General features: G+C 65.7%; 20 protein-coding genes and 1 tRNA gene. 10 read left to right on the top strand and 11 right to left on the bottom strand.

Translation table 11 applies throughout. The features are described from left to right. The 4 genes from Q7T84_RS05165 to parE form a co-directional block, all read right to left on the bottom strand. On the bottom strand, positions 1-795 hold a 795-nt coding region (locus Q7T84_RS05165; RefSeq protein WP_304806665.1), incomplete at its 3' end, for a GGDEF domain-containing protein. A 99-nt stretch (positions 796-894) separates the two neighbouring features. Beyond that, positions 895-2,538, bottom strand: coding sequence for a DEAD/DEAH box helicase (locus tag Q7T84_RS05160; RefSeq protein ID WP_304806664.1), 1,644 nt, complete (start codon positions 2,536-2,538; stop codon positions 895-897). A 226-nt stretch (positions 2,539-2,764) separates the two neighbouring features. After that, entirely contained in the window at positions 2,765-3,901 is a 1,137-nt protein-coding gene (locus Q7T84_RS05155) for an acyltransferase (RefSeq protein WP_304806663.1), read from the bottom strand. Between the two features lie 29 nt (positions 3,902-3,930). Next, positions 3,931-5,991, bottom strand: coding sequence for a DNA topoisomerase IV subunit B (gene parE, locus Q7T84_RS05150; protein WP_304806661.1), 2,061 nt, complete (start codon positions 5,989-5,991; stop codon positions 3,931-3,933). Between the two features lie 37 nt (positions 5,992-6,028). Here parE and Q7T84_RS05145 point away from each other — a divergent pair, with 37 nt between their 5' ends. Beyond that, a complete protein-coding gene (locus tag Q7T84_RS05145) occupies positions 6,029-7,084 on the top strand; it encodes a Gfo/Idh/MocA family protein (protein WP_304806660.1) in 1,056 nt (351 codons plus the stop codon). Here the strand turns inward: Q7T84_RS05145 and Q7T84_RS05140 are convergent. From Q7T84_RS05140 to Q7T84_RS05130, 3 genes are all read right to left on the bottom strand, one after another. Continuing rightward, positions 7,081-9,390: an acylase gene (locus Q7T84_RS05140; protein WP_304806658.1), complete on the bottom strand. Its 2,310-nt coding sequence runs from the start codon at positions 9,388-9,390 to the stop codon at positions 7,081-7,083. The two genes, Q7T84_RS05145 and Q7T84_RS05140, sit on opposite strands and share 4 nt — an antisense overlap. 162 nt (positions 9,391-9,552) lie before the next feature. Then, positions 9,553-10,962, bottom strand: coding sequence for a type I glutamate--ammonia ligase (glnA, locus tag Q7T84_RS05135; protein ID WP_304806657.1), 1,410 nt, complete (start codon positions 10,960-10,962; stop codon positions 9,553-9,555). 38 nt (positions 10,963-11,000) lie between these two features. Continuing rightward, positions 11,001-11,339, bottom strand: a complete 339-nt coding sequence (locus Q7T84_RS05130; RefSeq protein ID WP_304806654.1) for a P-II family nitrogen regulator — start codon at positions 11,337-11,339, stop codon at positions 11,001-11,003. Between the two features lie 230 nt (positions 11,340-11,569). Here Q7T84_RS05130 and Q7T84_RS05125 point away from each other — a divergent pair, with 230 nt between their 5' ends. The 5 genes from Q7T84_RS05125 (at position 11,570) to Q7T84_RS05105 (ending at position 16,141) form a co-directional block, all read left to right on the top strand. Further along, positions 11,570-13,105, top strand: a complete 1,536-nt coding sequence (locus Q7T84_RS05125; RefSeq protein WP_304806652.1) for an acetyl-CoA acetyltransferase — start codon at positions 11,570-11,572, stop codon at positions 13,103-13,105. Positions 13,106-13,109: 4 nt separating this feature from the next. Next, positions 13,110-13,679, top strand: coding sequence for a histidine phosphatase family protein (locus tag Q7T84_RS05120; protein WP_304806651.1), 570 nt, complete (start codon positions 13,110-13,112; stop codon positions 13,677-13,679). Positions 13,680-13,698: 19 nt separating this feature from the next. After that, positions 13,699-15,150, top strand: coding sequence for an NAD(P)H-hydrate dehydratase (locus tag Q7T84_RS05115; protein ID WP_304806650.1), 1,452 nt, complete (start codon positions 13,699-13,701; stop codon positions 15,148-15,150). Positions 15,151-15,402: 252 nt separating this feature from the next. Beyond that, entirely contained in the window at positions 15,403-16,020 is a 618-nt protein-coding gene (locus Q7T84_RS05110) for a LysE family translocator (protein ID WP_304806649.1), read from the top strand. A 36-nt stretch (positions 16,021-16,056) separates the two neighbouring features. Beyond that, positions 16,057-16,141, top strand: a tRNA-Leu gene (locus tag Q7T84_RS05105). Between the two features lie 4 nt (positions 16,142-16,145). Here the strand turns inward: Q7T84_RS05105 and Q7T84_RS05100 are convergent. Beyond that, a complete protein-coding gene (locus Q7T84_RS05100) occupies positions 16,146-16,949 on the bottom strand; it encodes a trans-aconitate 2-methyltransferase (RefSeq protein ID WP_304806648.1) in 804 nt (267 codons plus the stop codon). 205 nt (positions 16,950-17,154) lie between these two features. On the opposite strand from Q7T84_RS05100, the gene tig reads away from it, so the two are divergent. From tig to Q7T84_RS05085, 3 genes are all read left to right on the top strand, one after another. Beyond that, positions 17,155-18,513: a trigger factor gene (gene tig, locus Q7T84_RS05095; RefSeq protein ID WP_304806646.1), complete on the top strand. Its 1,359-nt coding sequence runs from the start codon at positions 17,155-17,157 to the stop codon at positions 18,511-18,513. Positions 18,514-18,675: 162 nt separating this feature from the next. After that, positions 18,676-19,290 (top strand): ATP-dependent Clp protease proteolytic subunit, encoded by a 615-nt coding sequence (locus tag Q7T84_RS05090; RefSeq protein WP_304806644.1) that lies wholly within the window; start codon positions 18,676-18,678, stop codon positions 19,288-19,290. A gap of 5 nt (positions 19,291-19,295) precedes the next feature. Further along, on the top strand, positions 19,296-19,823 hold the full coding sequence (locus Q7T84_RS05085; protein WP_304806642.1) for a hypothetical protein: 528 nt from the start codon (positions 19,296-19,298) through the stop codon (positions 19,821-19,823). On the opposite strand, the gene Q7T84_RS05080 is transcribed toward Q7T84_RS05085, so the two are convergent. From Q7T84_RS05080 to Q7T84_RS05070, 3 genes are all read right to left on the bottom strand, one after another. After that, on the bottom strand, positions 19,813-20,073 hold the full coding sequence (locus tag Q7T84_RS05080; protein ID WP_304806640.1) for a hypothetical protein: 261 nt from the start codon (positions 20,071-20,073) through the stop codon (positions 19,813-19,815). The two genes, Q7T84_RS05085 and Q7T84_RS05080, sit on opposite strands and share 11 nt — an antisense overlap. A 7-nt stretch (positions 20,074-20,080) precedes the next feature. Then, a complete protein-coding gene (locus Q7T84_RS05075; protein ID WP_304806639.1) occupies positions 20,081-20,470 on the bottom strand; it encodes a nucleoside triphosphate pyrophosphohydrolase in 390 nt (129 codons plus the stop codon). 123 nt (positions 20,471-20,593) lie between these two features. Further along, positions 20,594-21,259, bottom strand: coding sequence for an HAD-IB family hydrolase (locus Q7T84_RS05070; protein WP_370653620.1), 666 nt, complete (start codon positions 21,257-21,259; stop codon positions 20,594-20,596). A 340-nt stretch (positions 21,260-21,599) separates the two neighbouring features. Between Q7T84_RS05070 and Q7T84_RS05065 the strand changes: the two genes are divergently transcribed. Continuing rightward, positions 21,600-22,131, top strand: a 532-nt coding sequence (locus Q7T84_RS05065; RefSeq protein WP_304806637.1) for a ClpX C4-type zinc finger protein, incomplete at its 3' end; no start/stop codon positions are given.

Below are 22,131 nucleotides of genomic sequence, written 5' to 3'. Positions count from 1 at the left end.
GGCGAATTCCTCGCCGCCATAGCGCGCGGCGAAGCGGGGCGGGGCGCCGACGCGGCCGATGACGCTGGCGACGTAACGGATCACCTGGTCCCCGGTCTGGTGGCCCCAGGTGTCGTTGAAATTCTTGAAGTGGTCGATGTCGATGACCGCCAGGGTCAGGCTCTGGCCGTCGGCCTCGGCGTCGGTGCAGGCGCGGGCGAGTTCCTCGTCGAAGGCCTTGCGGTTGGCCAGGTTCGTCAGGCCGTCCGTGGTGGCGTCGCGCCGCACCTGTTCCAGATGCTCGCGCAGCTTGGCGACCTCGGAGGTCGATTCCGAGAGGCGCTTCTCAAGCGACTTGTTCTCGCGTTGGACGCGTTTGGTCGCCACGCTGAGGTTGTCGACCATGATCTTCAGGTCGGCCGCCTCGTCCATATCGGCCAGGGATTTGGAGGCCCCGGCCAAGGTCTGGCCATAGGCCTCGCTCGACTTCTGGGCGCTTTCGATGGCGCGGCTGACGGCGCTCAGCTCCTTGCTCAGGGCGTCGCCGGCGTCGCGGATCTGTTCGTTCAGTCTGGCCTTGGGCAGGAACGCCGCGGCCAGTTCGTCGGCGACGGTGTCGGTGAAGGCCTCGCCAGCCGACAGCAGGCGGGCGATCTCCCGGCCAAGCGCGCTATCGGGCTCGGCGACGTAGTGGGTCCAAAGTTCGAAATTGACCGCTGTTGGCCAGACGTGGTGCGCCTCCATGGCGGCCACGGCCTGGCGCGCCAGGTCATAGGCGCCTGGCCCACGCAGCTTGGTCTCGATGTCGCCGGACATTCTGTCTTTCCCGATCGGAGGCTCCGCATTTCACGCAGAGCTTCAGTATTTCGCAGGAAGACTACTCAATAGAGCCGAACGAGCGGTTAAGGCCGCGACCTATTCCGTAGTGGAAGGCCGCGGCGGCGCGCGAAGCAGGAAGGCGGGCGTGTCGGCGCCGAAGCCCACGACAGCATCGCGATCATCGTGGTCGTCGCGGCGGGGCCGGTCCTCACGGCGCGGACGCGCGTCGCGTTGCGGGCGCTCCTCGCGTTGAGGCCGCTCCTCACGTTGGGCGTGCTGGGTACGCTCCTCGCGCTGTGGGCGTTCCGGGCGTTCTTCGCGGCGGGGACGTTCCTCGCGTTGGGGACGCTCAGTCCGAGCAACGGGCGCCTCCGGAACGGCTGCGACCTCGGTCTTGGGCTCGGAACGGCTGCGGGTCCGGCGACGCGGAGCGATTTCCTCGGCGTTCTCGGAGGGCGGCGTTACGATCGCGTCCATCGACGCAATCTCGCCATGAGGTTCGATGCGGCGGGGGCGCTGTTCGCGGCCGCTTCGTTCGCGTCCACCACCACGCTCGCGCCCACCGCTGCGTTCGCGGCGCTCGTCCTTGATGCTGGCGAAGTCGACGCCTTCCAGCACGACCTCTTCTGGGTTCTTGCCGATCAGTTTCAGCACCTTGTCGATGTTCTTCGCATCGGCAGGGGTGACGATCATATAGGCCTTGCCGCTGCGGCCGGCGCGGCCGGTACGGCCAATCCGGTGCACGTAGTCGTCGGCGTGGTGCGGCACGTCGTAATTGAAGACGTGGCTGACGTCGGGAACATCGAGACCCCGGGCCGCGACATCCGAGGCGCAGAGCAGCTTGAGCTCTCCCTTGCGGAAGCTCTCCAGAGTGCGCGTGCGCGTTGCCTGGTCGAGGTCGCCGTGGATGGGCGCAGCGTCGAAGCCATGGGTCTTGAGCGACTTGGCGACGATGTCGACTTCGGATTTGCGGTTGCAGAAGACAATGCCGTTTCGCACGTCGTCGGCGGCGATCAGCATGCGCAGCGCGGTGCGCTTGGCCTTCGGGTCGGCGGTCGGCAGCCGCACGATGTACTGCGAGATCGTTTCGGCGGTCGTCGCCGGCCGCGTCGCCTCGATCCGCACCGGATCATTGAGGAACTGCTTGGTAAGACGGGTGATTTCCGGCGGCATGGTCGCCGAGAAGAACAGCGTCTGCTTCTTGGCGGGCGTCAGCTTGAAGATGCGCTCGATGTCGGGAATGAACCCCATGTCGAGCATGCGGTCGGCTTCATCGACGACCAGCATCTGGACGCCGGTCATCAGCAGCTTGCCGCGTTCGAAATGGTCCAGCAGGCGGCCCGGCGTGGCGATCAGGACGTCGACGCCCCGATCGAGCTTCAACTCCTGGTCCCCGAAGGAGACGCCGCCGATCAGCAGCGCCCAGGACAGGGTCCGCTTCTGGCCCTTGGAGTACTTATCGAAAGAAGCGGCGACTTGGTCGGCCAGCTCCCGGGTCGGGGCGATCACGAGGGCGCGGGGCATGCGCGCCTTCGAGCGCCCCGCAGCCAGGCGTTCGATCATCGGCAGGGTGAAAGCGGCGGTCTTACCGGTGCCGGTTTGGGCGATGCCAAGAACGTCGCGGCCTTGCAGCGCGACGGGGATGGCCTCAGCCTGGATCGGCGTGGCGGTGGTATAGCCGGTCTCGGCCACAGCCAGAAGCGTAGCGGGCGACAGGCCCAGTTCGGAAAATTCGGTCATTCAGTTGCAATGGGGGCGGCGCGCCCGCCCAAAAAAGGAAGAGAGCTTGCAGGCCGCGGCGGCGCGGACGGCGATCGTCACGCGCGGCGGCAAGATACGGCGTGCGAGCTTCAAGTCAAACGCGTTCTGTAGCTAGTAGTTCACAGCGGCCCAGGGTTCGGCCCGCGCCAGGGCCAAATCAGCCATGGTTGGCGGGGCGACATGGTGAAGACGACGCCGCTCGACGTCAGGCTGCGACGGGCGGCTCGACCGCCGTAGGAGGCGAGGGAACAAGGCGTCTGGCGATCCGCCGGCCCATTTGGATGCCCGGAGTCTCGACGAAGACGAACAGTCCCCAGGCAAGCGGGATGACCGCGGCGCAGGTGACCAGCACCGCCAGCGGGAAGGTAAGGCCCGAACCGCCGGGCAGGCGTTGGATGGCTTCGTAGACGCCCAGGCGGCTCAGGCCGAAGATCACTTGCGGGTGAGCGAGATAGACCCCGAAGCTGATCTTGCCGAGGAACTGCGTCACGGGGTTCGACAGCAAGCCGGGAGGGCGAAGCGCCATGCCCAGGCAGAGCAGGCCGAATGGCGCGCCCCACGCGGCCATATAGAGGACGCTGCGGTACATGCCCCCGCCAGGCCGGTTGAAGATGGGAGCGGCGGCCCATGCTGCTACCGTCAGGGCCAGGGCCCCGAAGGTCAGATACCACCCCAGCCGCGCGGGCGTCAGGCGGAAGAGTTGGAAGGCGATCAGCCCAAACCCGAAATAGGGGAGATTGAAGGCCAACCCGTGGACCACGAACGACGGGTTCACCTTCAGCTTGCTTCCGATGATCGTGTAGGCCACCGCGCCCGCGGCGAAGATGGCCGTGAGGAAGATCGCGCGGGGCAAGGTGGTGGCGATGGCCAGCAGCAGTGGGAAGGCCGCGTAAAACAGCATCTCGACGCCGATCGACCACGACGCCGGGGCGATGCCATCGACCATGTGCGGGCTCAGATTGAACACGAACCCCAGAGAAAGGGCGATGTCTCCGAGCGAGGGCATGTCATAGCCCTGGGCCTTGATGCTCATCAGTTGGACGGCGACGGCCAGGTAGTAGAGCGGCGCGATGCGCAGCACCCGCCGCAGATAAAACTCGGTGGTCTGCGCCTTGGTGGAGAGCTTACCTTCATAGCCGTATGCGAGGCTGAATGCGCTCACTACGAAGAACAGCGGCACCCCGTAGCCGAAGAACCACTTCATGAATTCCAGGCTGTGGGGCACCGGCGCCTGGGTGAGGTGGATCACATGGAAGATTACGATCGCGAACGCAGCATAGGCGCGCAGCGACTCCACACCTGGAAGGTGCGGGCGGTAGGCGTGCGAAGCGGCTGCGGCCATTTCAATCCCCGTGGCGATATGGCCCGAACCTAGACGTCGAGGTCGGCGACCGCGAACTCGGCGTTTTCCTGGATGAAGCGGAAGCGGAGCTCGGGCTTGCGGCCCATCAGGGCCTCGACCAGATCCTCCACGCTTTCCTCGGCGCGGGGCAGGGTGACGCGGGCCATGGTCCGGGTGGCCGGGTCCATGGTGGTCTCCTTGAGCTGGGCCGGCATCATCTCGCCCAGGCCCTTAAATCGGCCGATCTCGGGCTTCTTGCCCTTGAACTCGGTGGCCAGCAGTTCCTCGCGGTGAGCGTCGTCGCGGGCATAGATGGTCTTGCCGCCGTGGCTCATGCGGTAGAGCGGGGGCAAGGCCAGATAGAGCCGGCCTGACCGGATGAGGTTTGGCATGGTCCGGTAGAAGAAGGTGATCAGCAGCGATGCGATGTGGGCGCCGTCGACGTCGGCGTCCGTCATGATCACCACGCGCTCGTAGCGCAGGTCCTCTTCCTTGAACTTCGAGCCGCCCTGGACGCCTAGCGCCAGCATCAGGTCGGTCAGCTCCTTGTTGCCGCCCAGCTTGTCCAGCGTGGCCGAGGCGACGTTGAGGATCTTGCCGCGCAGGGGCAGGATCGCCTGGGTGCGGCGATTGCGCGCCTGTTTGGCGGAGCCGCCGGCGGAGTCGCCTTCGACCAGGAAGATTTCGGTGCCATCGGTGGCCTGGCCCGAACAGTCGGCCAGCTTGCCGGGCAGGCGCAGCTTGCGGGTCGCCGAGGCGCGCTGGACGTCTTTGTCGCGCCGGCGCTTCAGGCGCTCTTCGGCGCGCTCGATGACAAACTCCAGCAGGGCCGAGGCGGCCTTTGGCTGGGCGGTCAGCCAGTGGTCGAACGGGTCGCGCAGGGCGTTCTCGACCAGCTTCTGGGCGTCGGACGACGACAGCCGTTCCTTAGTCTGGCCCTGGAATTCCGGATTGCGGATGAAGACGCTGATGAGCGCGCCGGCCTGCGAGATCACGTCGTCGGCGGTCAGGATGCTGCCGCGTTTCTCGCCGGTGAGTTCAGCATAGGCCTTGAGCCCGCGGGTCAGGGCCGCGCGCAGGCCAGCCTCGTGGGTGCCGCCCTCCGGCGTGGGAACCGTATTGCAATAGGACTGCATGAAGCCGTCGGCCTCGCCGAAGCCGGCTGGGGTCCAGGTCAGCGCCCACTCGACCGCGCCGCCCTCGCTCTTGCGCTCGATGCGTCCAGCGAACGGTTCGGGTGTAACGGTCTCGATGTTCTTGACGCGCTCGGCCAGGAAGTCGGCCAGACCGTTCGGGAAGCGGAAAGTCGCCTCCGCCGGGGTCTGGTCCTGAATGCGGGACGGATCGCAGCTCCAACGGATCTCGACGCCGCCGAACAGATAGGCCTTGGAGCGCGCCATTCGGTAGAGGCGCGCCGGCTTGAAGACCGCGTTCTCACCGAAGATCTGGTGGTCGGGCAGGAAGCTGATCGCGGTGCCCTTCTTGCGCGTCGGGTTCAGCTTTTCGATGCCGCCCAGCGGCTTGCCCCGGCTGAACGCCTGGCGCCACTCGAAGCCGTCTTTCCAGGCGGTGACGTCGACGCGCTCGGATAGCGCGTTCACCACCGAGACGCCGACCCCGTGCAGGCCGCCCGAGGTCTCATAGGCCTTGCCCGAGAACTTACCGCCCGAGTGCAGGACGGTCATGATGACTTCCAGGGCCGACTTGCCCGGATGCTTCGGGTGCGGGTCGACGGGAATACCGCGGCCGTCGTCCTTGACGGTCAGCACGCCGTCGGCGTCGAGCCGGACCTCGATCAGTTTAGCGTGGCCGGCGACCGCCTCGTCCATGGCGTTGTCCAGGACTTCGGCGAACAGGTGGTGCAGGGCGCGCTCATCGGTGCCGCCGATGTACATGCCCGGCCGCTTGCGCACCGGCTCCAGGCCCTCAAGGACCTCGATGTCCTTGGCCGAGTAGCCGTCGAGCGGCTCCTTGGCTCCCAGCACGACGGGATCAGGCCGCGGCTCATGGCTCTGCGCCAGCGGCGCGGCCGGCGCGGGATTCAGCGCGTCGTCGAAGAGGGAAGCTTGCGGAGTGGGGGGCTGGGACATGCTGCCGGGAAAATGGAACGATTCGAGACCGCCCCATATGAATCGCCGTCCAAGCGAATGCAATGTAGCCAAGCGCCACGCGCCGCCGCGGACTGGGGAAGGAAGCAATTATAGTGGGCAAAGCACCAAACCGCTGCGGATCGGCATCCTGGGCGCGGCCCGCATCGCGCCCGTCGCCCTGATCAGACCCGCCATCGCGACCGGCGTGGCGCAGGTGGTGGCCGTCGCCGCCCGCGATCCGGAGCGGGCGCGGGCCTATGCGGCCGAGCACGCGATCCCGAATGTCGCCGACGACTACGCGGCCCTGATCGCCCATCCGGAGGTCGACGCCGTCTACAACGCCTTGCCGGCGTCGCGGCACGCCGACCTGAGCATCGCCGCCCTGGAGGCCGGGAAGCCGGTGCTCTGCGAGAAGCCGTTCGCCATGACCCAGGCCGAGGCAAGGCGCATGGTGGAGGTCGCCCAGGCGCGCGGGCTCGTGCTGATGGAGGCCTTTCACTATCGCTATCATCCGCTGTTCACACGGGTGCTGGAGATCGTGGCCAGCGGCGAGATCGGCGACGTCCGCCGCCTGGAGGCGGTGTTCTCCACCTCGATCGAAGCGACCGCGACGGAGCTGCGATACGATCCGAGTTTGGGCGGCGGCGCGCTTATGGATCTGGGGACCTATTGCCTGCACTGGGTTCGCACGGTGGTCGGCGCTGAGCCGGAGGTGCGAGCCGCCAAGGCGATGATCGGGGCGAGCGGCGTCGACATCTCCACACAGGCGACCCTAGCCTTCCCGCGTGGTGTGAGCGCCGAGATCTCCTGCGACATGGCCGGCCCAGTCCGCGCCGCCCTGGAGATCGAGGGGCTGGAGGGGCGGCTTAAGGTGATCAACCCGCTGGCGCCGCAGATGGGTCACCTGATCGAGGTGAGCGTGGAGGGCGAGGAATCCCGTCGCGAGACCGTGAGCCGCGACCCGAGCTACGACTTCCAGCTCCGCGCGTTCGTCGATGCGGTGCGCGGCGTGGCGCCGGCCCTGACGGGCGGGGCCGACGCCGTGGCCCAGATGGCGGCGATGGAGACCATCGCCGCCATGTCCAGAGCCTAGTTCCCCTTCAGGACCAGCACGGGGCCGGGGCCGTCCTTGGCGATGTCGGCCTTGCTGAAGGGCAGGCGATGCCAGCCCTTTTTCGAATAGAGCCAGGTCTGGTCGGCGAAGTGCGGCGAGGCCGGGTCGGAGGATTGCGAGTGGGACAGCACGGCGTCGGCGACCGGACCCTTGTCGTCGAAGCTCACGACCTGGATGTAGCTGGAGCCGTGATAGGGCACGTAGCCAGCGGCCTGGGCGTTCCAACGCGACTGCTGGGCGTTCAGCACTCCGTCGCCGCCTTCACCGCCATGGACCGCGATCTTCTGGTCGCCGCGGATCGCGAAGTGGATGGAGCCGTAGGGCGCGTCCAGCGGAGTCTTTTGGGTCTCCAGCACCTCGACCGCGCTGGCCATCGCTTGCAGCAGCTTGGCGGCGGTTTCGCCGTCGGTCTTCAGCCCGCGCGGGGTGTGGACCGGATCGGCGGGGTCGAAGGGCGTGACATAGAGGTTGGGGATCTTCTGGGCGAGGCGCCAGAACTCTACGAAGACGTGCGCGCCGACGCTTTCGTTGTCCATGCGGCGATCCCACTTGGCCAGGACCGCGCAGGCGGCCTTGATGTCCACGGTCGTGCCGGCGGCGGTGGTGGCCGTCGGGCTTGTTCCGCAGACCTTCAGGGCGTCGTCGAGAAAGAGGTCGGCGGCCAGGTTGCGGTTCCAGAACAGCATGGTCTTCACCTTCTCGATGTCGAAGGTGTTCCCCGCCAGTCCATCCTCGCCGGCCAGGCGACGATCGATCTCGATGATCCCCGAGCGGGTGCGCAGGTTCTGCGGAATAGCCGCCGGGCCGACCAGCGGCGAGAAGGCCGGCATCGGCGCCTTGGCGTTGGCCAGCCAGTAGCTGTCATTGCGGTTGGCGACGTAGTCGGTGCGGACCATGGCCGGCATGGTCGCGCCGGGCATCAGGCCAGGGGCGTCCCAGTCGCAGGCCGAGCGCGCGCCGTCCAGCACATAGATCCGGGCCGAGGCGGCGAGGGCGGCCGCTGGGGCGCTGGGCGCGCAATCCTTCAGCTTCTGAGCCGAGACGTTCGGCGTCGCGGTGATGTCGGCGTAGAGCGCATCGCCATGGCGGTCGGCCGCGATGGTGTTGACCCACGGGATGCCGAGCGTCTGCTCGATGACCTGCTTGATCTCGCCCACCGACTTGGCGCGGCTGATCCGCAACCATGTGTCCGACGAGTTGGAGTTGCCGCGGTTGGCGTCCCGCAGGGCGTAGGCGGTCTTGGTGTTCCAGGTCAGCCCCGCCTGCGGCATGACCACCACCGGGCCGTAGCTGGTGGTGTAGAAGGTGCGGGTCTGCGGGCCGGCGGGGGTTTCGACCGTGACGCTCTTGCGGTCCATCGCATGGCGCTTGCCGTCCACCAGATAGGCGGTGGGATCGGCCGGATCGAGCGCCAGTTCAAACAGCGTGAAGTGGCGGTCTGTCGACACCGTATGGGTCCAGGCGACGTCCTTGTTGAACCCGATCGACATGCCCGGCCCGCCGGCGATGGTCACGCCCATCACGTCGAACTTGCCGGGGATGGTCAGGTGGGTTTGGTAGAAGCGGTTCGTGCCTTCCCAAGGAAAGTGCGGGTTGCCGAGCACCAGGCCGGACTTGTTGGTGGTGACGTCGCGGCCGAAGGCCCAGCCGTTGGAGCCCAGGCCGATCATCTCGGCCATGTTCGGCAAACCAAGGCTGGCGGCGGGCTTCAGGGCCGCGGCGGCCGTGGGCGGGGCGGCGGCGTTGGTCTGGCGCAGCCAGGCTCCGCCGCTGGCCTGGATCATCCGCTCCTCGTTCAGGCGCAGCATATCGTCGACAGTGATCGGCCGCAGCCAGGCCTTGTCGCCGCAATCGGCCGGCAGCTTGTCCTTGGGCGTATCGGCCAGGAAGCGGTTGAAGCCCGCGACATAGCCGTCGACCAGGTCGCGATAGTCGGCCGAGCCCTTGGCCCGTCCGGCGCGCAAGGCCTCGATGTCGGTGTTGGCCTTGAAGAAGAAGTCGCTCTCGAGGTTCTTGATGTCGGTGAAGGCGATGACGGTGGTGGCGTCGGGGCCAAAGTGCTTGGAGCGCTCGCCGTTGACGGTGACGACCTTGTCGGCGAGCAGGCAGAGATTGTCCTGGGCGAAGGTGTAGCCCTGGCCATAGCCAATGCCGCGGTAGTTCTTGGCGGTGATATGGGGGATGCCGAACTGCGTGCGGACCACCTGCGCCTCATAGGTCGCGCCATGGGCGCTTGAAGCCAGGCCCGCGCCCAACACCAGGGCGGCCGTTGTCAGAAACTTCATCGCCATCGCGTGTCCCCCATTTTTCGCCTGCGTGTCTCCGCAAGCTTGGCCGGGGATGTCGGCTGATTGAACGATGTCCGTCAACGCCGCAGGACGTGGCGCAATGAAAAAGGGCCGTGGATTGCTCCACGGCCCCTCTGAAATCGCCTCAGGCGGTTTCGACTAGCAGGAATAGTACATGTCGAATTCGACCGGGTGCGGATGCAGTTGCAGGCGCATGACTTCTTGCATCTTCAGCTCGATGTAAGCGTCGATGAAGTCGTCGTCCATGACGCCGCCAGCCTTCAGGAAGCCGCGGTCCTTGTCGAGGTTTTCCAGAGCTTCACGCAGCGAGCCGCAGACTTCCGGAACCTTCTTCTGCTCGCGCGGGGGCAGGTCGTAGAGGTTCTTGTCTTGGGCCGCGCCCGGGTCGATCTGGTTGATGATGCCGTCCAGGCCGGCCATCAGCAGGGCGACGAAGGTCAGGTAGGGGTTGCCCATCGGGTCCGGGAAGCGGGCTTCGATGCGCTTGGCCTTCGGCGAGTCGTCGTGCGGGATGCGGATCGAGGCCGAGCGGTTGCGGGCCGAATAGGCCAGTTTCACCGGGGCTTCGTAGCCGGGCACCAGGCGCTTGTAGGAGTTGGTGGTCGAGTTCGAGAAGGCGTTGATCGCCTTGGCGTGCTTGATGATGCCGCCGATGTACCACAGGCACATTTGCGACAGGCCGGCGTACTTGTCGCCCGCGAACAGCGGCTTGCCGTCGGCCCAGATCGACTGGTGGACGTGCATGCCCGAGCCGTTGTCGGCGAACATCGGCTTGGCCATGAAGGTCGCCGACTTGCCGTAGGCCGCGGCCACGTTGTGGATGACGTACTTATAGAGCTGCATCCGGTCGGCCATGACGATCATGGTGTCGAACTTCAGGCCGAGTTCGTGCTGGGCCGGCGCCACTTCGTGGTGGTGCTTTTCCGGCTTCATGCCGAGTTCGCCCATGACGGCCAGCATTTCGCCGCGCAGGTCTTGAGCCGAGTCGACCGGGTTGACCGGGAAATAGCCGCCCTTGGGACCCGGGCGGTGACCCATATTGCCCTCGGCGTAGGACTTGCCGGTGTTGGCCGGCAACTCGGTCGAGTCGTAGGAGTAGCCGGTGTTGTGCGGATCGGTGGACCAGCGCACGTCGTCGAAGATGAAGAACTCGGCTTCAGGGCCGAAGAACACGGTGTCGCCGATGCCGGCCGCTTTCACGTAGTTCAGCGCCGCCTTGGCGATGGAACGCGGGTCGCGGTTGTAGGGGGTGCCGGTGTCGGGGTTCACGACGTCGCAGAACAGGCACAGCGTGGTCTGCTGATAGAAGGGGTCGATATAGGCGGTGTCCAGGTCGGGACGCAGCTTCATGTCGCTTTCGTTGATCGCCTTCCAGCCCGCGATCGACGAACCGTCGAACATCGTGCCGTCAGTCAGGAATTCCTCGTCCACCAGATCGATATCGAAGGTGACGTGCTGCATCCGACCACGGATGTCAGTGAAGCGGACGTCGACGTACTTTACGTCTTTTTCCTTGATTTCGTTCAGAATGTCCTGGGCGCTAGCCATTGGTCTTATCCCCTTGAAGAAGTCTCGATAGCCTTGATTCAGACGGCCGCGGCGCCGGTCTCACCGGTGCGGATGCGCAGGACGTCGGTAATTTCCGATACGAAGATCTTGCCGTCGCCGATGCGGCCGGTGCGGGCCGCGCCTACGATGGATTCGAGTGCTGGCTCAAGCTGATCGTCCGAAACGACCACCTCAATTTTGATCTTGGGAAGGAAGTCGACGACGTACTCGGCGCCACGATAGAGCTCGGTATGGCCCTTCTGGCGGCCATAACCCTTGGCTTCAATCACGGTCATGCCTTGAACGCCCAGCTCCTGCAGGGCTTCCTTCACCTCGTCGAGCTTGAACGGCTTGATGATGGCTTCGATCTTTTTCATGACCAATTTCACTCGTGCGACGCCGCCCCTGCGGTTGGGGCTAGGAGCACGCTCCAGCGGCGGGCGACAAGAGCCAGGGGCTTGCGGTTCCGTCGCGGGAGCGTGCGATGATCGTAATGCTGCAATTTTAGTCACAAGGCGCCCAAATAGCGACCAGCGCCGCAAACGCATTGCCGGCTCGGTTCGACGCCCAAGTTTGGGGTCGGATAGGGGCCGGGAGGGGACGGAACATGGACGACAGGACACCGGTTCTCATCGGAGCAGGGCAATTCACCTATCGCGGCGAACCGGGCGCTTCGCCGTCTCCGACCGCTTTGCTGAAGATTGCGGCGGAACGCGCCGCCCTCGACGCCGGGCTGAAGCCTGACGCCCTGGCGAGGATCGACACCCTGGCGGTGGTGGGGTTCACCATTGACGCGCCCGGCGGCGGCCGCCTGGTCCCGCACTCGACCAATCCGCCGGCGACGCTCGCCAAAAGATTGGGCGCCGATCCGGCCCACGCCGTCTATTCCCACATGGGCGGTAACAGCCCCCAGCAACTGATCAACACCGTCTGCGAACGAATCGCCAAGGGCGAGACGCAGTTCGCGTTGGTGGTCGGTTGCGAATTTCTCGGCTCCGCCACCAAGCGCTTGCAACGCGGCCTGGGCTTCGCCGACTGGGACGACGCTGAGGAACTGCCCGAGCCGCAGCGCATCGGCGACCCCCGCCCTGGTACGACGCCATACGAGAACGCCCACGGCATCGGCCGTCCGATCAACTGCTATCCGCTGTTCGAGAACGCCCTTCGCGCCCGTGACGGCCGTTCGATCCCCGATCACCAGCAACGCCTGGGCGAGTTGTTCGCGCCCTTCACCCGGGTGGCCGCAAAGAACCCGGAAGCCTGGTTCCCGGTCGAGCGTTCGGCGCAGGAACTGATCGAGATCACCGATCGGAACCGGATGGTCGGCTTCCCCTACACCAAGTACCTGAACGCCATCATGGAGGTCGATCAGTCGGCCGGGGTGCTGGTGACAAGCCTCAAGGCGGCTCGCGAACTTGGCGTGCCCGAGGACAAGCTGGTCTATCTGCACGGCTGCGCCGACGCCTCTGATCTCTGGTATCCGATCGATCGGCAGGACTTCCACTCCAGCCCGGCCATGCGATTGACCGGCCAGCGGGCGCTGGAGATGGCGGACGTGAGCATCGCCGACATCGGCCACATCGATCTCTACTCCTGCTTCCCCATCGCAGTGGAGATCGGGGCCGAGGAACTGGGCCTGGATCTGGATGATCCTCGCGGCCTGACCGTCACCGGCGGCATTCCGTACATGGGCGGCCCTGGCAACAACTACGCCATGCATTCCATCGCCGTGATGATGCAGCGCCTGCGCGATGATCCGGGCTCATATGGCCTCGTCACGGCCAATGGCTGGTTCCTGACCAAGCAATCGACCGGGGTCTACTCGACGAGGCCGCTCAAAGGGGCTTTCGAGCGCCAGGATCCAAAGCTGATCCAGGCGCAAATCGACGCCTTGCCGCACCCGGTTGTCATCGAAACGCCAAACGGCGCGGCCACTATCGAAACCTACACGGTCGTCCACGGCCGCGAGGGCTACATGATGGGCATCGTCGTCGGCCGCGATTCGGAAGGCCGCCGCTTTATCGCCAACACCCCGACCGACGAAGCCACGCTTCGCGGCCTGGAGGCGAGCGAGGCGGTGGGCCGGACCGGAACTGTCGGACGCTCCGAGGACGGCGCACGCAACATATTTGTACCGGATTGACCTGATGACCCGCCTATACCTGATCCGCCATGGCAAGCCGGCCGCCGTCTGGGGCGAAGCCGATGAAGATCCCGGTCTCGACGAAGCTGGGAAGGGCCAGGCGGAGGCGGCGCGCGACTACCTGATGTCGCTGCCGGAAGCGGATCGGCCCAAGCGGGTGGTCAGTTCTCCGCTGCGACGCTGCCGGGAGACCGCCATGCCGACGGCCCAAGCCCTGGGCGTCGATCTCGAAATCGACGCCGCGGTTGGTGAAATCCCCACGCCGGCAGGGCTCAGCGCTGAAGAGCGTCCGGCCTGGCTACGCGGCGTCTTCCAGGGCAAGTGGAAGGATGTAGAGGGCGACCTGGACTACGAAGCCTGGCGCAGCGACATGGTGAAGTCCTTGCAGGCGCGCGGCGGGACGGCGGTGTTTTCGCATTATGTGGCGATCAATGCGGTGATGTCGCATCTGGATGGCGATGAGCGCGTTCTGGTCTTCCGCCCGGATCACGCCTCGATCTCGACCCTGGAAGCCGGCGGTGACGGCTTGACCTTGGTGGAGCGGGGGCGCGAAGCCACCACCGGCGTCCTATAGTTTGATTGAGGGAGCGGCCGTGCCCGCGCGCAGGATTCACACGGTCGCCGAGATCGCCGCCGCCGACCAGGCCGCCATCGCCGCCGGAACGCCAGGCTCCGAACTGATGGAACGCGCCGGAGCGGCGGTGGTCGAAGCTATCGCCGAGCGGTTCTCCGTGCGTCCGGTCGCGGTGCTCTGCGGCCCCGGTAACAATGGCGGCGACGGCTATGTCGTCGCCCGCCTGCTTAAGGCGCGTGGCTGGCCGGTGGAGGTGAGGGCGCTTAGCTCCCCGCAAACGCCCGACGCCCAGGCCGCCGCGGCGCTCTGGGACGGCGGCCTCATCGCCCTTGACGCTCCCTTGCAGGCGCGCCTGTTTGTTGACGCCATGTTCGGCGCCGGCCTCTCGCGGCCCATGAACGGTGAGGCCGCGGTCATCGCCGCGCGGCTGGCAGGCAAGCCCGAGACCGTGGTGGCGATTGACGTGCCTAGCGGGCTGCCTGGCGACACCGGCGCGCCGCTGGGGCCGGTGGTCCGCGCGGGCCTGACGGTCACCTTCCACGCCAAGAAACCCGCCCACGTCCTGCTGCCGGGCCGCAGCCTGTGCGGCGAGGTGATCGTCGCCGACATCGGCCTAGTCGAGGCGGGCGGGGATATGATGGAAAACGGACCGGAATACTGGCTCCCCAGTTTCCCCTGGCCGAACGCCTTGTCACACAAGCATTCGCGCGGGCGGCTGGTGGTGATCTCGGGTGAGGCCTGGAGTACAGGCGCTGCACGATTGTCCGCCCGCGCGGGCCTGCGGCTCGGGGCAGGGGTGGTGACCCTGCTGTCGCCGACGGAAGCCTTGTCGGTCAACGCAACCCACCTAGAAGCCATCATGCTGAAGGGCTTCGATACCGAGGCTGAGCTTGAGCAATTGGCCGCCGATGTGGACGCCGCGGTGATTGGTCCTGCCGCTGGGGTTACGGAGAACACCCTCGTCAACGTCCTGGCCTTGGCGCGCACCGGCGCCGCCCTAGTGCTCGACGCCGACGCGATCACGGTGTTTCGCGACGATCCCGAGGAACTGTTCTCCGTGCTCGACGTCGATGACGTCCTGACGCCCCACGCCGGCGAGTTCGAGCGGCTGTTCCCAGGCCTGCTCAAGGAGGCTCCAGACCGCATCACCGCTGCGCGGCGCGCCGCCCGGCGGGCTGACGCGATCATCCTGCTGAAAGGCGGCGACACCGTCATCGCCGCGCCCGACGGCCGGGTCTGCGTCAATGCTCACGGATCACCCTGGCTGGCCACGGCGGGCTCAGGCGACGTGTTGACCGGCTTCATCGGTTCGCTGATCGCCCAGGGGATGGAGAGCTTCGAAGCGGCTTGCGCCGCGGCCTGGATCCATTCCGAGGCCGCCGACCTGCACGGCCCAGGCCTCATCTCGGAGGATCTGCCCGCCCTGGCGGCGAACGTCTTGCGCCGTCTCTACGAGGGGCGGGATCTCTAGGGGCATGTGGTCAAGCTGGCCGGCTCATGATAGGCCGCGCGCAACATGACTTCGACCCCCCAACGCGCAGCCGCACTCCAGGCTATTGGCCGCCCGGTATCCATCGGGCGGGCAGCTATGCGCGTGTCGGAGGGCGTCGAGGTCTAGGGGCAAGCCAGCCCGACGATCTTTCGAAAACCCCTTCCGGCGACGGCGGGGGCTTTTGCATTCAGGCCCCTGAACCGGCGTCGGAGAATTCCTTCAGGAACCTCCATGACCGCGCTCACTCCCGAACTCCTGGCCGCGCTGGCGCTTTTCGCCTTCGTCTCCTCGATCACGCCTGGCCCGAACAACACGATGTTGATGGCCTCTGGCGCCAATTTCGGCTTCCGAGCCAGCATTCCGCATCTGATGGGCGTCAGCGGCGGGTTCTTCATCCTGGTGGTGGCCGTGGGGCTGGGCCTGGGCGGGCTGTTTTCGGCCTATCCGGAGCTTCATGACATCCTGTCGGTGGCGGGCGGGCTCTATCTGTTGTGGCTCGCCTGGAAGATCGCCACCTCCAAGGGAATGACCACCAGCGGTGGTTCGGGCAAGCCTCAGACCTTCCTGCAGGCCGCGGCCTTTCAGTGGGTGAACCCCAAGGCCTGGGCGATGGCGCTCGGGGCGGTCACCGCCTATGCGCCGCGCGAGCATTATGTCGCGAACATCCTGGTGGTTTCGCTGATCTTCATGGCGATCAATCTGCCGTGCGTGATGAGCTGGACCGGCTTCGGCGTCGGCCTGCGCCGCTTCCTCGATAAGCCCGCGGTGCTTCGTGGCTTCAATATCGCCATGGCGCTGCTGCTGGTGGTGTCGTTGATTCCGCTGGCCTTGGAATTGATCGGAGCTTGACGCGGAGGGTTGGTTCGCCGATGGCAGGGACGGAACGCGGGCGTGGCGGAACTGGTAGACGCACTAGATTTAGGTTCTAGCGCCGCAAGGCGTGGAGGTTCGAGTCCTCTCGCCCGCACCACTCTTCAAATAGACGGCGTCGATCTCGGGCGACCAAAGGTCAGCCGGGTTCGCACGTCGTAGGTCAGGACGCCGTCGCGGGCATGCGGCGTCAGCAGGGCGCGCAGGTCGGCGTCGAACGCGGCGGTCCTGTCTGGCCCCATTTTCTGGCGCGTCCAGGTCCCTCGCGAATGCTCGCCGTCGATAAAGGCCTCCAATGGTTGGCTTACCGTCGAGGTGATCGTCTCGCGGCCGGCAATGTCCATCCATGCCTCATGCGCCGAGGCTTCGGCCGCGAAGATCTGGCGGTCATAGGTTCCGCCCATGCGGCTGATCCAGGTGCTCATCAGCGCGGGCCATTCCCGCGCCCAGGGCGGATCATCGGCCTCGTCGCCGCCAATGATGACCACGAGACCATCAGCAGCCATGTGCGTGCATAGCCGTGGAAAGAGGATGTCGCGGTCCATCCAGTGAATGCTGACGCCCGCCACGACCAGATCGTAGGGGCCTGACAGGGGCGCGGCCTCCGCCGTCGAGACGAACCAGGCGATGTTGGGATGGTCGCCCGCGTCCAGGTCGCGCCCGACGGCGATCATCGGCGCCGCTGGATCAACCGCGTGGACCTGGTCGAACAGATCCGCCAAGGGCCTAGTCAGCTTGCCGGGACCACAGCCGAGATCCAACGCCAGGCCTCGGCGCGGGGTCAGTTCGCCGAGGCGGTTGAAGAGTTTCGCGGGGTAGGGCGCGCGATTCGCATAAGCCCTGGCGACGTCGAGGTCGTCGAACGCCTGGCCGCGCTTTGGGTCGGTCTTGGCGATCGACTGGGTCATAACGCTCGCTTTCCGAAGCCTTGTCGGGAGCCTAGGGTTCGGAAACACCGTCGGAAAGCGCCGTCTTTGCGCTTGGACTGGCGCGTGCGAAATGACATAAGAGCGCCCGCTCGCCGCCGCTTGTTCGGCGGCGACCATCGTTTCACCCCAAGGGCGGATCTGTTGGCGCGAGCTCGCGCCGCACTCCGGAATTTCGAGAATGTCGATGCAGATCGTTGAAAAGTCTGGCGAAGGCCTGAGCCGCGTCTACGGCGTGACCGTTCCGGTCGCGGACCTGAACGAACGGCTCGAGGCGCGGATCGTCGAGATCACGCCCCAGCTCAACATCAAGGGCTTCCGTCCTGGCAAGGTGCCGGCCGCCCACGTCCGTCGCCTGCACGGCAAGGCGCTGATGGCCGAGGTGGTGGAGCAAACCATCTCCGAGACCACCCAGAAGGTGCTGGAAGACAACAAGCTGCGCCCCGCCGGCGAGCCTGATCTGAAGCCCGAGGGCGACATCGCCCAGGTGATCGACGGCAAGGCCGACCTCTCCTACGAGATCTCCGTCGAGATCATGCCGGACTTCGAGCCCACCGACCTGACCAAGATCTCGCTGACGCGCCCGGTCTATGAGCCGACCGACGCCGAAGTCGATGAGGCCGTCGAAGAACTGGGCAAGCAGAACGTCACCTACGAGCCGCGTACCGGCAAGTCGGTCAAGGCCAAGGACGGCGACCAGATCGTGATCGACTTCGTCGGCCGCATCGACGGTGAAGCCTTCCAGGGCGGCACGGCCACCGATTCGGAGCTGGTGCTCGGTTCGGGCCAGTTCATTCCGGGCTTCGAAGAACAACTGATCGGCGCCAAGGCCGGCGACGAAGTCATCGTGAAGGTGGCCTTCCCCGCTGACTACCAAGCCGCCAACCTGGCCGGCAAGGACGCTGAATTCACCACCACGGTGAAGGAAGTCCGCGCCCCGGTGGAATCCAAGATCGACGACGCCATGGCCGAGCGCCTGGGCATCGAAAGCCTGGAGAAGCTGAAGGAGCTGCTGAAGGCGAACCTGGAGTCGCAATACGCCGGTGCCTCGCGCTTCAAGCTGAAGCGCGCGCTGCTGGACGTGCTGGACGAGCGCCACGACTTCCCGCTGCCGCCGAAGATGGTGGAAGCTGAGTTCGCCGCCATCTGGCAGCAAGTTCAGCAGGACAAGGAACGTGGCGGCCTGCCGCCGGAAGATTCCGAGAAGTCCGACGACCAGCTGCAGACCGAATACCGCAAGATCGCCGAGCGCCGCGTGCGTCTGGGCTTGGTACTGGCCGAAATCGGCCGCGCCAACGAAGTGCAGGTCACCGAGCAGGAACTGCTGGAAGCCATGCGCGCCGAAGCCATGCGTTACGGCCAGCAAGCCCAGCAGATCTTCGACATGTTCCGTCAGAACCCGAACATGCAAGCCCAGCTCCGCGCCCCGATCTTCGAGGACAAGGTTGTCGACCTGATCGTCGCCAAGGCCACCGTCGCCGACGAGAAGGTCTCCAAGGAAGAGCTTCTCAAGGAAGACGATATGCCGGACGGCTACGCCGCCTAAGCGTCAAAAAACGTCTGCCGAACCATCAGAATCCCTCCCCATATCGGGGAGGGATTTTCTTTAGGTCTATCGGTCACCTTGCGTTGGCCCCTCCGCCACGCGATATCGGTGGGGAACGCGGCTCTGCGCGCAGAGTCGACCAATCCAGAGAGGCTTTCTTTTATGCGTGACCCGCAGATCACCGCGCTGAACCTGGTGCCCATGGTCGTGGAGCAAACCAGCCGCGGCGAACGCGCCTTCGATATTTTCTCCCGCCTGCTGAAGGAACGGGTGATCTTCCTGAATGGTCCGGTCGAGGACGGCATGTCGGCGCTCATCTGCGCTCAGCTGCTCTATCTCGAAGCCGAGAACCCGAAGAAAGAGATCCAGATGTACATCAACTCCCCTGGTGGAGTGGTGACGTCGGGCCTCGCGATCTACGACACCATGCAATACATCAAGTCGCCTGTGGTGACGCTCTGCATGGGCATGGCCGCCTCGATGGGGTCGTTCCTGCTGATGGCCGGGGAAAAGGGCTCGCGGATTTCGCTGCCCAACGCCCGCATCATGGTTCACCAACCGTCGGGCGGTTACTCGGGCAAGGCCTCGGATATCGAGCGCCACGCCGAGGACATCATCAAGACCAAGCGTCGCCTGAACGAAATCTACGCCAAACACACTGGCCGGACCTATGAAGAGGTCGAGGAAAAGCTCGACCGCGACACCTTCATGACCGCCGAGGAAGCCAAGGAATGGGGCCTCGTCGACCACGTGTACGAGACGCGCTCGGACGACTAGGGCCCATGTCGCCGCACATCCTCGTGGTGGGCGGCACAGGCATGCTGTCAGGACTTGTGGAGGCGCTCGCCGGCGACGGCGGGCGCCTTTCGCTTTTGTCGCGGCAGGCGTCGAAGGCGGCCGGCCAGGGCGGTTTCGACTGCGACTATCACGACACCGAGGCGTTCGCCGCGGCCCTCAGGGCGGCGGTTGAGCGATCGGGGCCCATCAATCTCGCCATCGCCTGGTTTCACACCCTGAAGATCGCCGCGCCCCGGCTGCTGGCCGAACAGGTGAGCGGGCGGCTGTTCCAGGTTTTGGGCAGCGCCACCGCCGATCCGGGCCATCCCGACCGGCTCGCGAGGGCCGCCAGCGTCGCGGCCGACCTGCCGGCCTGCCGACTTCGCCAGGTCGTGCTGGGCTTCAAGCTGATTGACGGCGACGCGCGGTGGCTGACGAACGCCGAGATCTCGCAGGGCGTGCTGGACGCCGTGAGCGCCGATCGCGCCCTGACCATTCTCGGCCAGGTCGAGCCGTGGTCGGCTAGGCCCTGAGGCGCCGCTCTACGGTCGAGATCAGGGCCTCGCGCTGGCCCTTCGTGCTCACATCGTAGCGGTCGAAATCGTCGCCTGCGGCCGCGCGCAGATCCGCGAACAGTCCTGCCGGGTCTTCGTGGAAATGTAGGAAGGCCTTGGATCTGCGGTAGAAGACCCCACGCTTCTTTTCGACCATGCCGGGCAGGGCGCGCAACGCCACGAGCAGGGCCTCCAGGGCGTCCAGAGCCTGTTCGCCAGCGTGCTTCATCGCCTTCTCAATCCTCGCGAGGATATTGCGTCGGTCGCGCCAGATAGTACTCGGCCGCTGGCGATCCGTCGCTGGCCTCCACTGCGGCGTTGAAGACGCGCGCGTCGAACCCACCGCGCTCAACTCGCTTGGCCTGCCGGCGGGCCTCGATGTCGTCGAGGCTGACGCCGCTGGCGCTGGCCAGGGCGTGGATCACTTCCATGACATCAGCGAGTTCATCGATTAGTTCGGCGGTTGAGGCGGCTTCATGGGCCTCCTGGGCTTCTTCCAGGAGCTTGTCCTTGAGCGCTGCGACGAACTCGGTGTCACTCAGGCGACGGTCGAAAACGGCTAGGCCCTGAGCCCGCATGATCGCCGGCAGCCGGTCCCGGATCAGCTTCTGGACGCGAAAGCGCATGGCTATTGGACGTCGTCGACGGATGGAGCGCCGCCTTCGCTCAGGGCACGGGCGGCGGTGATCTGCGGGCTGGTGATCATGCGGCTGTCGTGCTCCGTCTTCAGGGCGACCGAGCCGGCGGCGTCAGGGCTTTTCCTTGAAAACCCGGTAGCCAGCCTCGTCGGCGATGGCCAGCATCTCACGGTCGCCGCTGGTGTCGCCATAGGCGGCCGCCAGGTGGATGTCGGGGCCGAACGCGGCTTGCAGCCGCCGGACCTTTTCAGGTCCCCGGCAGTTGGCGCCGACGAAGCCGCCGGCCACCCGGTCCTGGTCGTCGAAGGCCAGCTCGGTCCCGATCAGGAGGTCGGCGCCCAGGCCGCGCGCGAACGGCGCGACGACGATGTCGGGCGAGGCGGTGACGATCACCAGCTCGGCGTGACGCTGGTCCCAGCGGCGCCAGGTGCGGACCGCGTCGGGGCGCAGCAGGCGAGGGGCCATGATCTCGGCGAAGGTGCGCGCCTCGGCTTCGAGTTGCTCGCGCGGGACGCCGGCCAGGAACTCACGAACCGCCGCCGCCTTGATCCGCCCCCGATTGCGGTGGCCCAGATAGGAGACTGCGGCAGGAAGTAGCTTGGCCATGCCCTGATTGTAACGGGCTGGGCTCACTCGCCACTTCAGGAAGGCGGTGAAGCTGTCGCGCACCGTCAGAGTGCCGTCGAAGTCGAACGCGACGACGCCCGCGTCCTCGACCTGCTCGTTCAAGGATTCGTTTGGCGATGCGCCTATCCGCCGTAGATGTCGCCTGGCCATAATACCCCCAACGCACCGCCCCGGCGCCCATGTCAACTTCAAGCAGAACAGCGAGGCGCCGTTTCGGCCTTTGGGGAGGGGCCGGTGCGACATCCGCGACGGTTCACTTGCACCGCTTCAACCGGTTCCCATCTAGGGATTCGGACACGCTCGCCATCGGGCGCCGCGACACCAATTGTCATTGAGTTCTGTGGAAGGCTTGTGATCGTGTCTCGGATCGGGGAAAGTCAAGGATTAGACAACCTCGGGCGCGTATCCTGTATTGATAGCGTTCAGGGACGCTGCCGGGCCGAGCTATGACGACGATGCGTCGATGTCGTCGAGAGAGTGAGAAACGACCATGACCAAGGCCGCGAGCGGGGACTCCAAGAGCACTCTCTATTGCTCTTTCTGCGGCAAGAGCCAGCATGAGGTCCGCAAGCTTATCGCGGGTCCAACCGTGTTCATCTGTGATGAATGCGTAGAGCTGTGCATGGATATCATCCGCGAAGAACATAAGATTTCCTTCGTGAAGTCTAAGGACGGCGTGCCAACGCCGAAAGAAATTCGCGAAGTTCTCGACGATTACGTGATCGGCCAAGACCACGCCAAGAAGGTGCTCTCGGTCGCCGTTCACAATCACTACACGCGTCTGAACCACGCGACGAAGACTAACGACGTCGAACTGGGCAAGGCGAACATCCTGCTCATCGGTCCGACGGGCACCGGCAAGACTCTGCTGGCCCAGACCCTGGCCCGAATCATCGACGTGCCGTTCACCGTCGCCGACGCGACGACGCTCACCGAAGCCGGCTATGTGGGCGAGGATGTCGAGAACATCATCCTGAAGCTGCTGCAGTCCGCCGACTACAACGTCGAGCGCGCGCAGCGCG

Source organism: Phenylobacterium sp. (assembly GCF_030654915.1).
Lineage (GTDB): Bacteria > Pseudomonadota > Alphaproteobacteria > Caulobacterales > Caulobacteraceae > Phenylobacterium.
This window is presented reverse-complemented; position numbering and strand designations above follow the sequence as displayed.

What these genes read in the sequence shown, in the direction of transcription:
- Q7T84_RS05160 (WP_304806664.1), bottom strand. Translation starts at nt 2,538, where the DNA reads ATGACCGAATTTTCCGAACTGGGCCTGTCGCCCGCTACGCTTCTGGCT.
- Q7T84_RS05155 (WP_304806663.1), bottom strand. Translation starts at nt 3,901, where the DNA reads ATGGCCGCAGCCGCTTCGCACGCCTACCGCCCGCACCTTCCAGGTGTG.
- parE (WP_304806661.1), bottom strand. Translation starts at nt 5,991, where the DNA reads ATGTCCCAGCCCCCCACTCCGCAAGCTTCCCTCTTCGACGACGCGCTG.
- Q7T84_RS05145 (WP_304806660.1), top strand. Translation starts at nt 6,029, where the DNA reads ATGAATCGCCGTCCAAGCGAATGCAATGTAGCCAAGCGCCACGCGCCG.
- Q7T84_RS05140 (WP_304806658.1), bottom strand. Translation starts at nt 9,390, where the DNA reads ATGAAGTTTCTGACAACGGCCGCCCTGGTGTTGGGCGCGGGCCTGGCT.
- glnA (WP_304806657.1), bottom strand. Translation starts at nt 10,962, where the DNA reads ATGGCTAGCGCCCAGGACATTCTGAACGAAATCAAGGAAAAAGACGTA.
- Q7T84_RS05130 (WP_304806654.1), bottom strand. Translation starts at nt 11,339, where the DNA reads ATGAAAAAGATCGAAGCCATCATCAAGCCGTTCAAGCTCGACGAGGTG.
- Q7T84_RS05125 (WP_304806652.1), top strand. Translation starts at nt 11,570, where the DNA reads ATGGACGACAGGACACCGGTTCTCATCGGAGCAGGGCAATTCACCTAT.
- Q7T84_RS05120 (WP_304806651.1), top strand. Translation starts at nt 13,110, where the DNA reads ATGACCCGCCTATACCTGATCCGCCATGGCAAGCCGGCCGCCGTCTGG.
- Q7T84_RS05110 (WP_304806649.1), top strand. Translation starts at nt 15,403, where the DNA reads ATGACCGCGCTCACTCCCGAACTCCTGGCCGCGCTGGCGCTTTTCGCC.
- Q7T84_RS05100 (WP_304806648.1), bottom strand. Translation starts at nt 16,949, where the DNA reads ATGACCCAGTCGATCGCCAAGACCGACCCAAAGCGCGGCCAGGCGTTC.
- tig (WP_304806646.1), top strand. Translation starts at nt 17,155, where the DNA reads ATGCAGATCGTTGAAAAGTCTGGCGAAGGCCTGAGCCGCGTCTACGGC.
- Q7T84_RS05090 (WP_304806644.1), top strand. Translation starts at nt 18,676, where the DNA reads ATGCGTGACCCGCAGATCACCGCGCTGAACCTGGTGCCCATGGTCGTG.
- Q7T84_RS05085 (WP_304806642.1), top strand. Translation starts at nt 19,296, where the DNA reads ATGTCGCCGCACATCCTCGTGGTGGGCGGCACAGGCATGCTGTCAGGA.
- Q7T84_RS05080 (WP_304806640.1), bottom strand. Translation starts at nt 20,073, where the DNA reads ATGAAGCACGCTGGCGAACAGGCTCTGGACGCCCTGGAGGCCCTGCTC.
- Q7T84_RS05075 (WP_304806639.1), bottom strand. Translation starts at nt 20,470, where the DNA reads ATGCGCTTTCGCGTCCAGAAGCTGATCCGGGACCGGCTGCCGGCGATC.
- Q7T84_RS05070 (WP_370653620.1), bottom strand. Translation starts at nt 21,259, where the DNA reads ATGGCCAGGCGACATCTACGGCGGATAGGCGCATCGCCAAACGAATCC.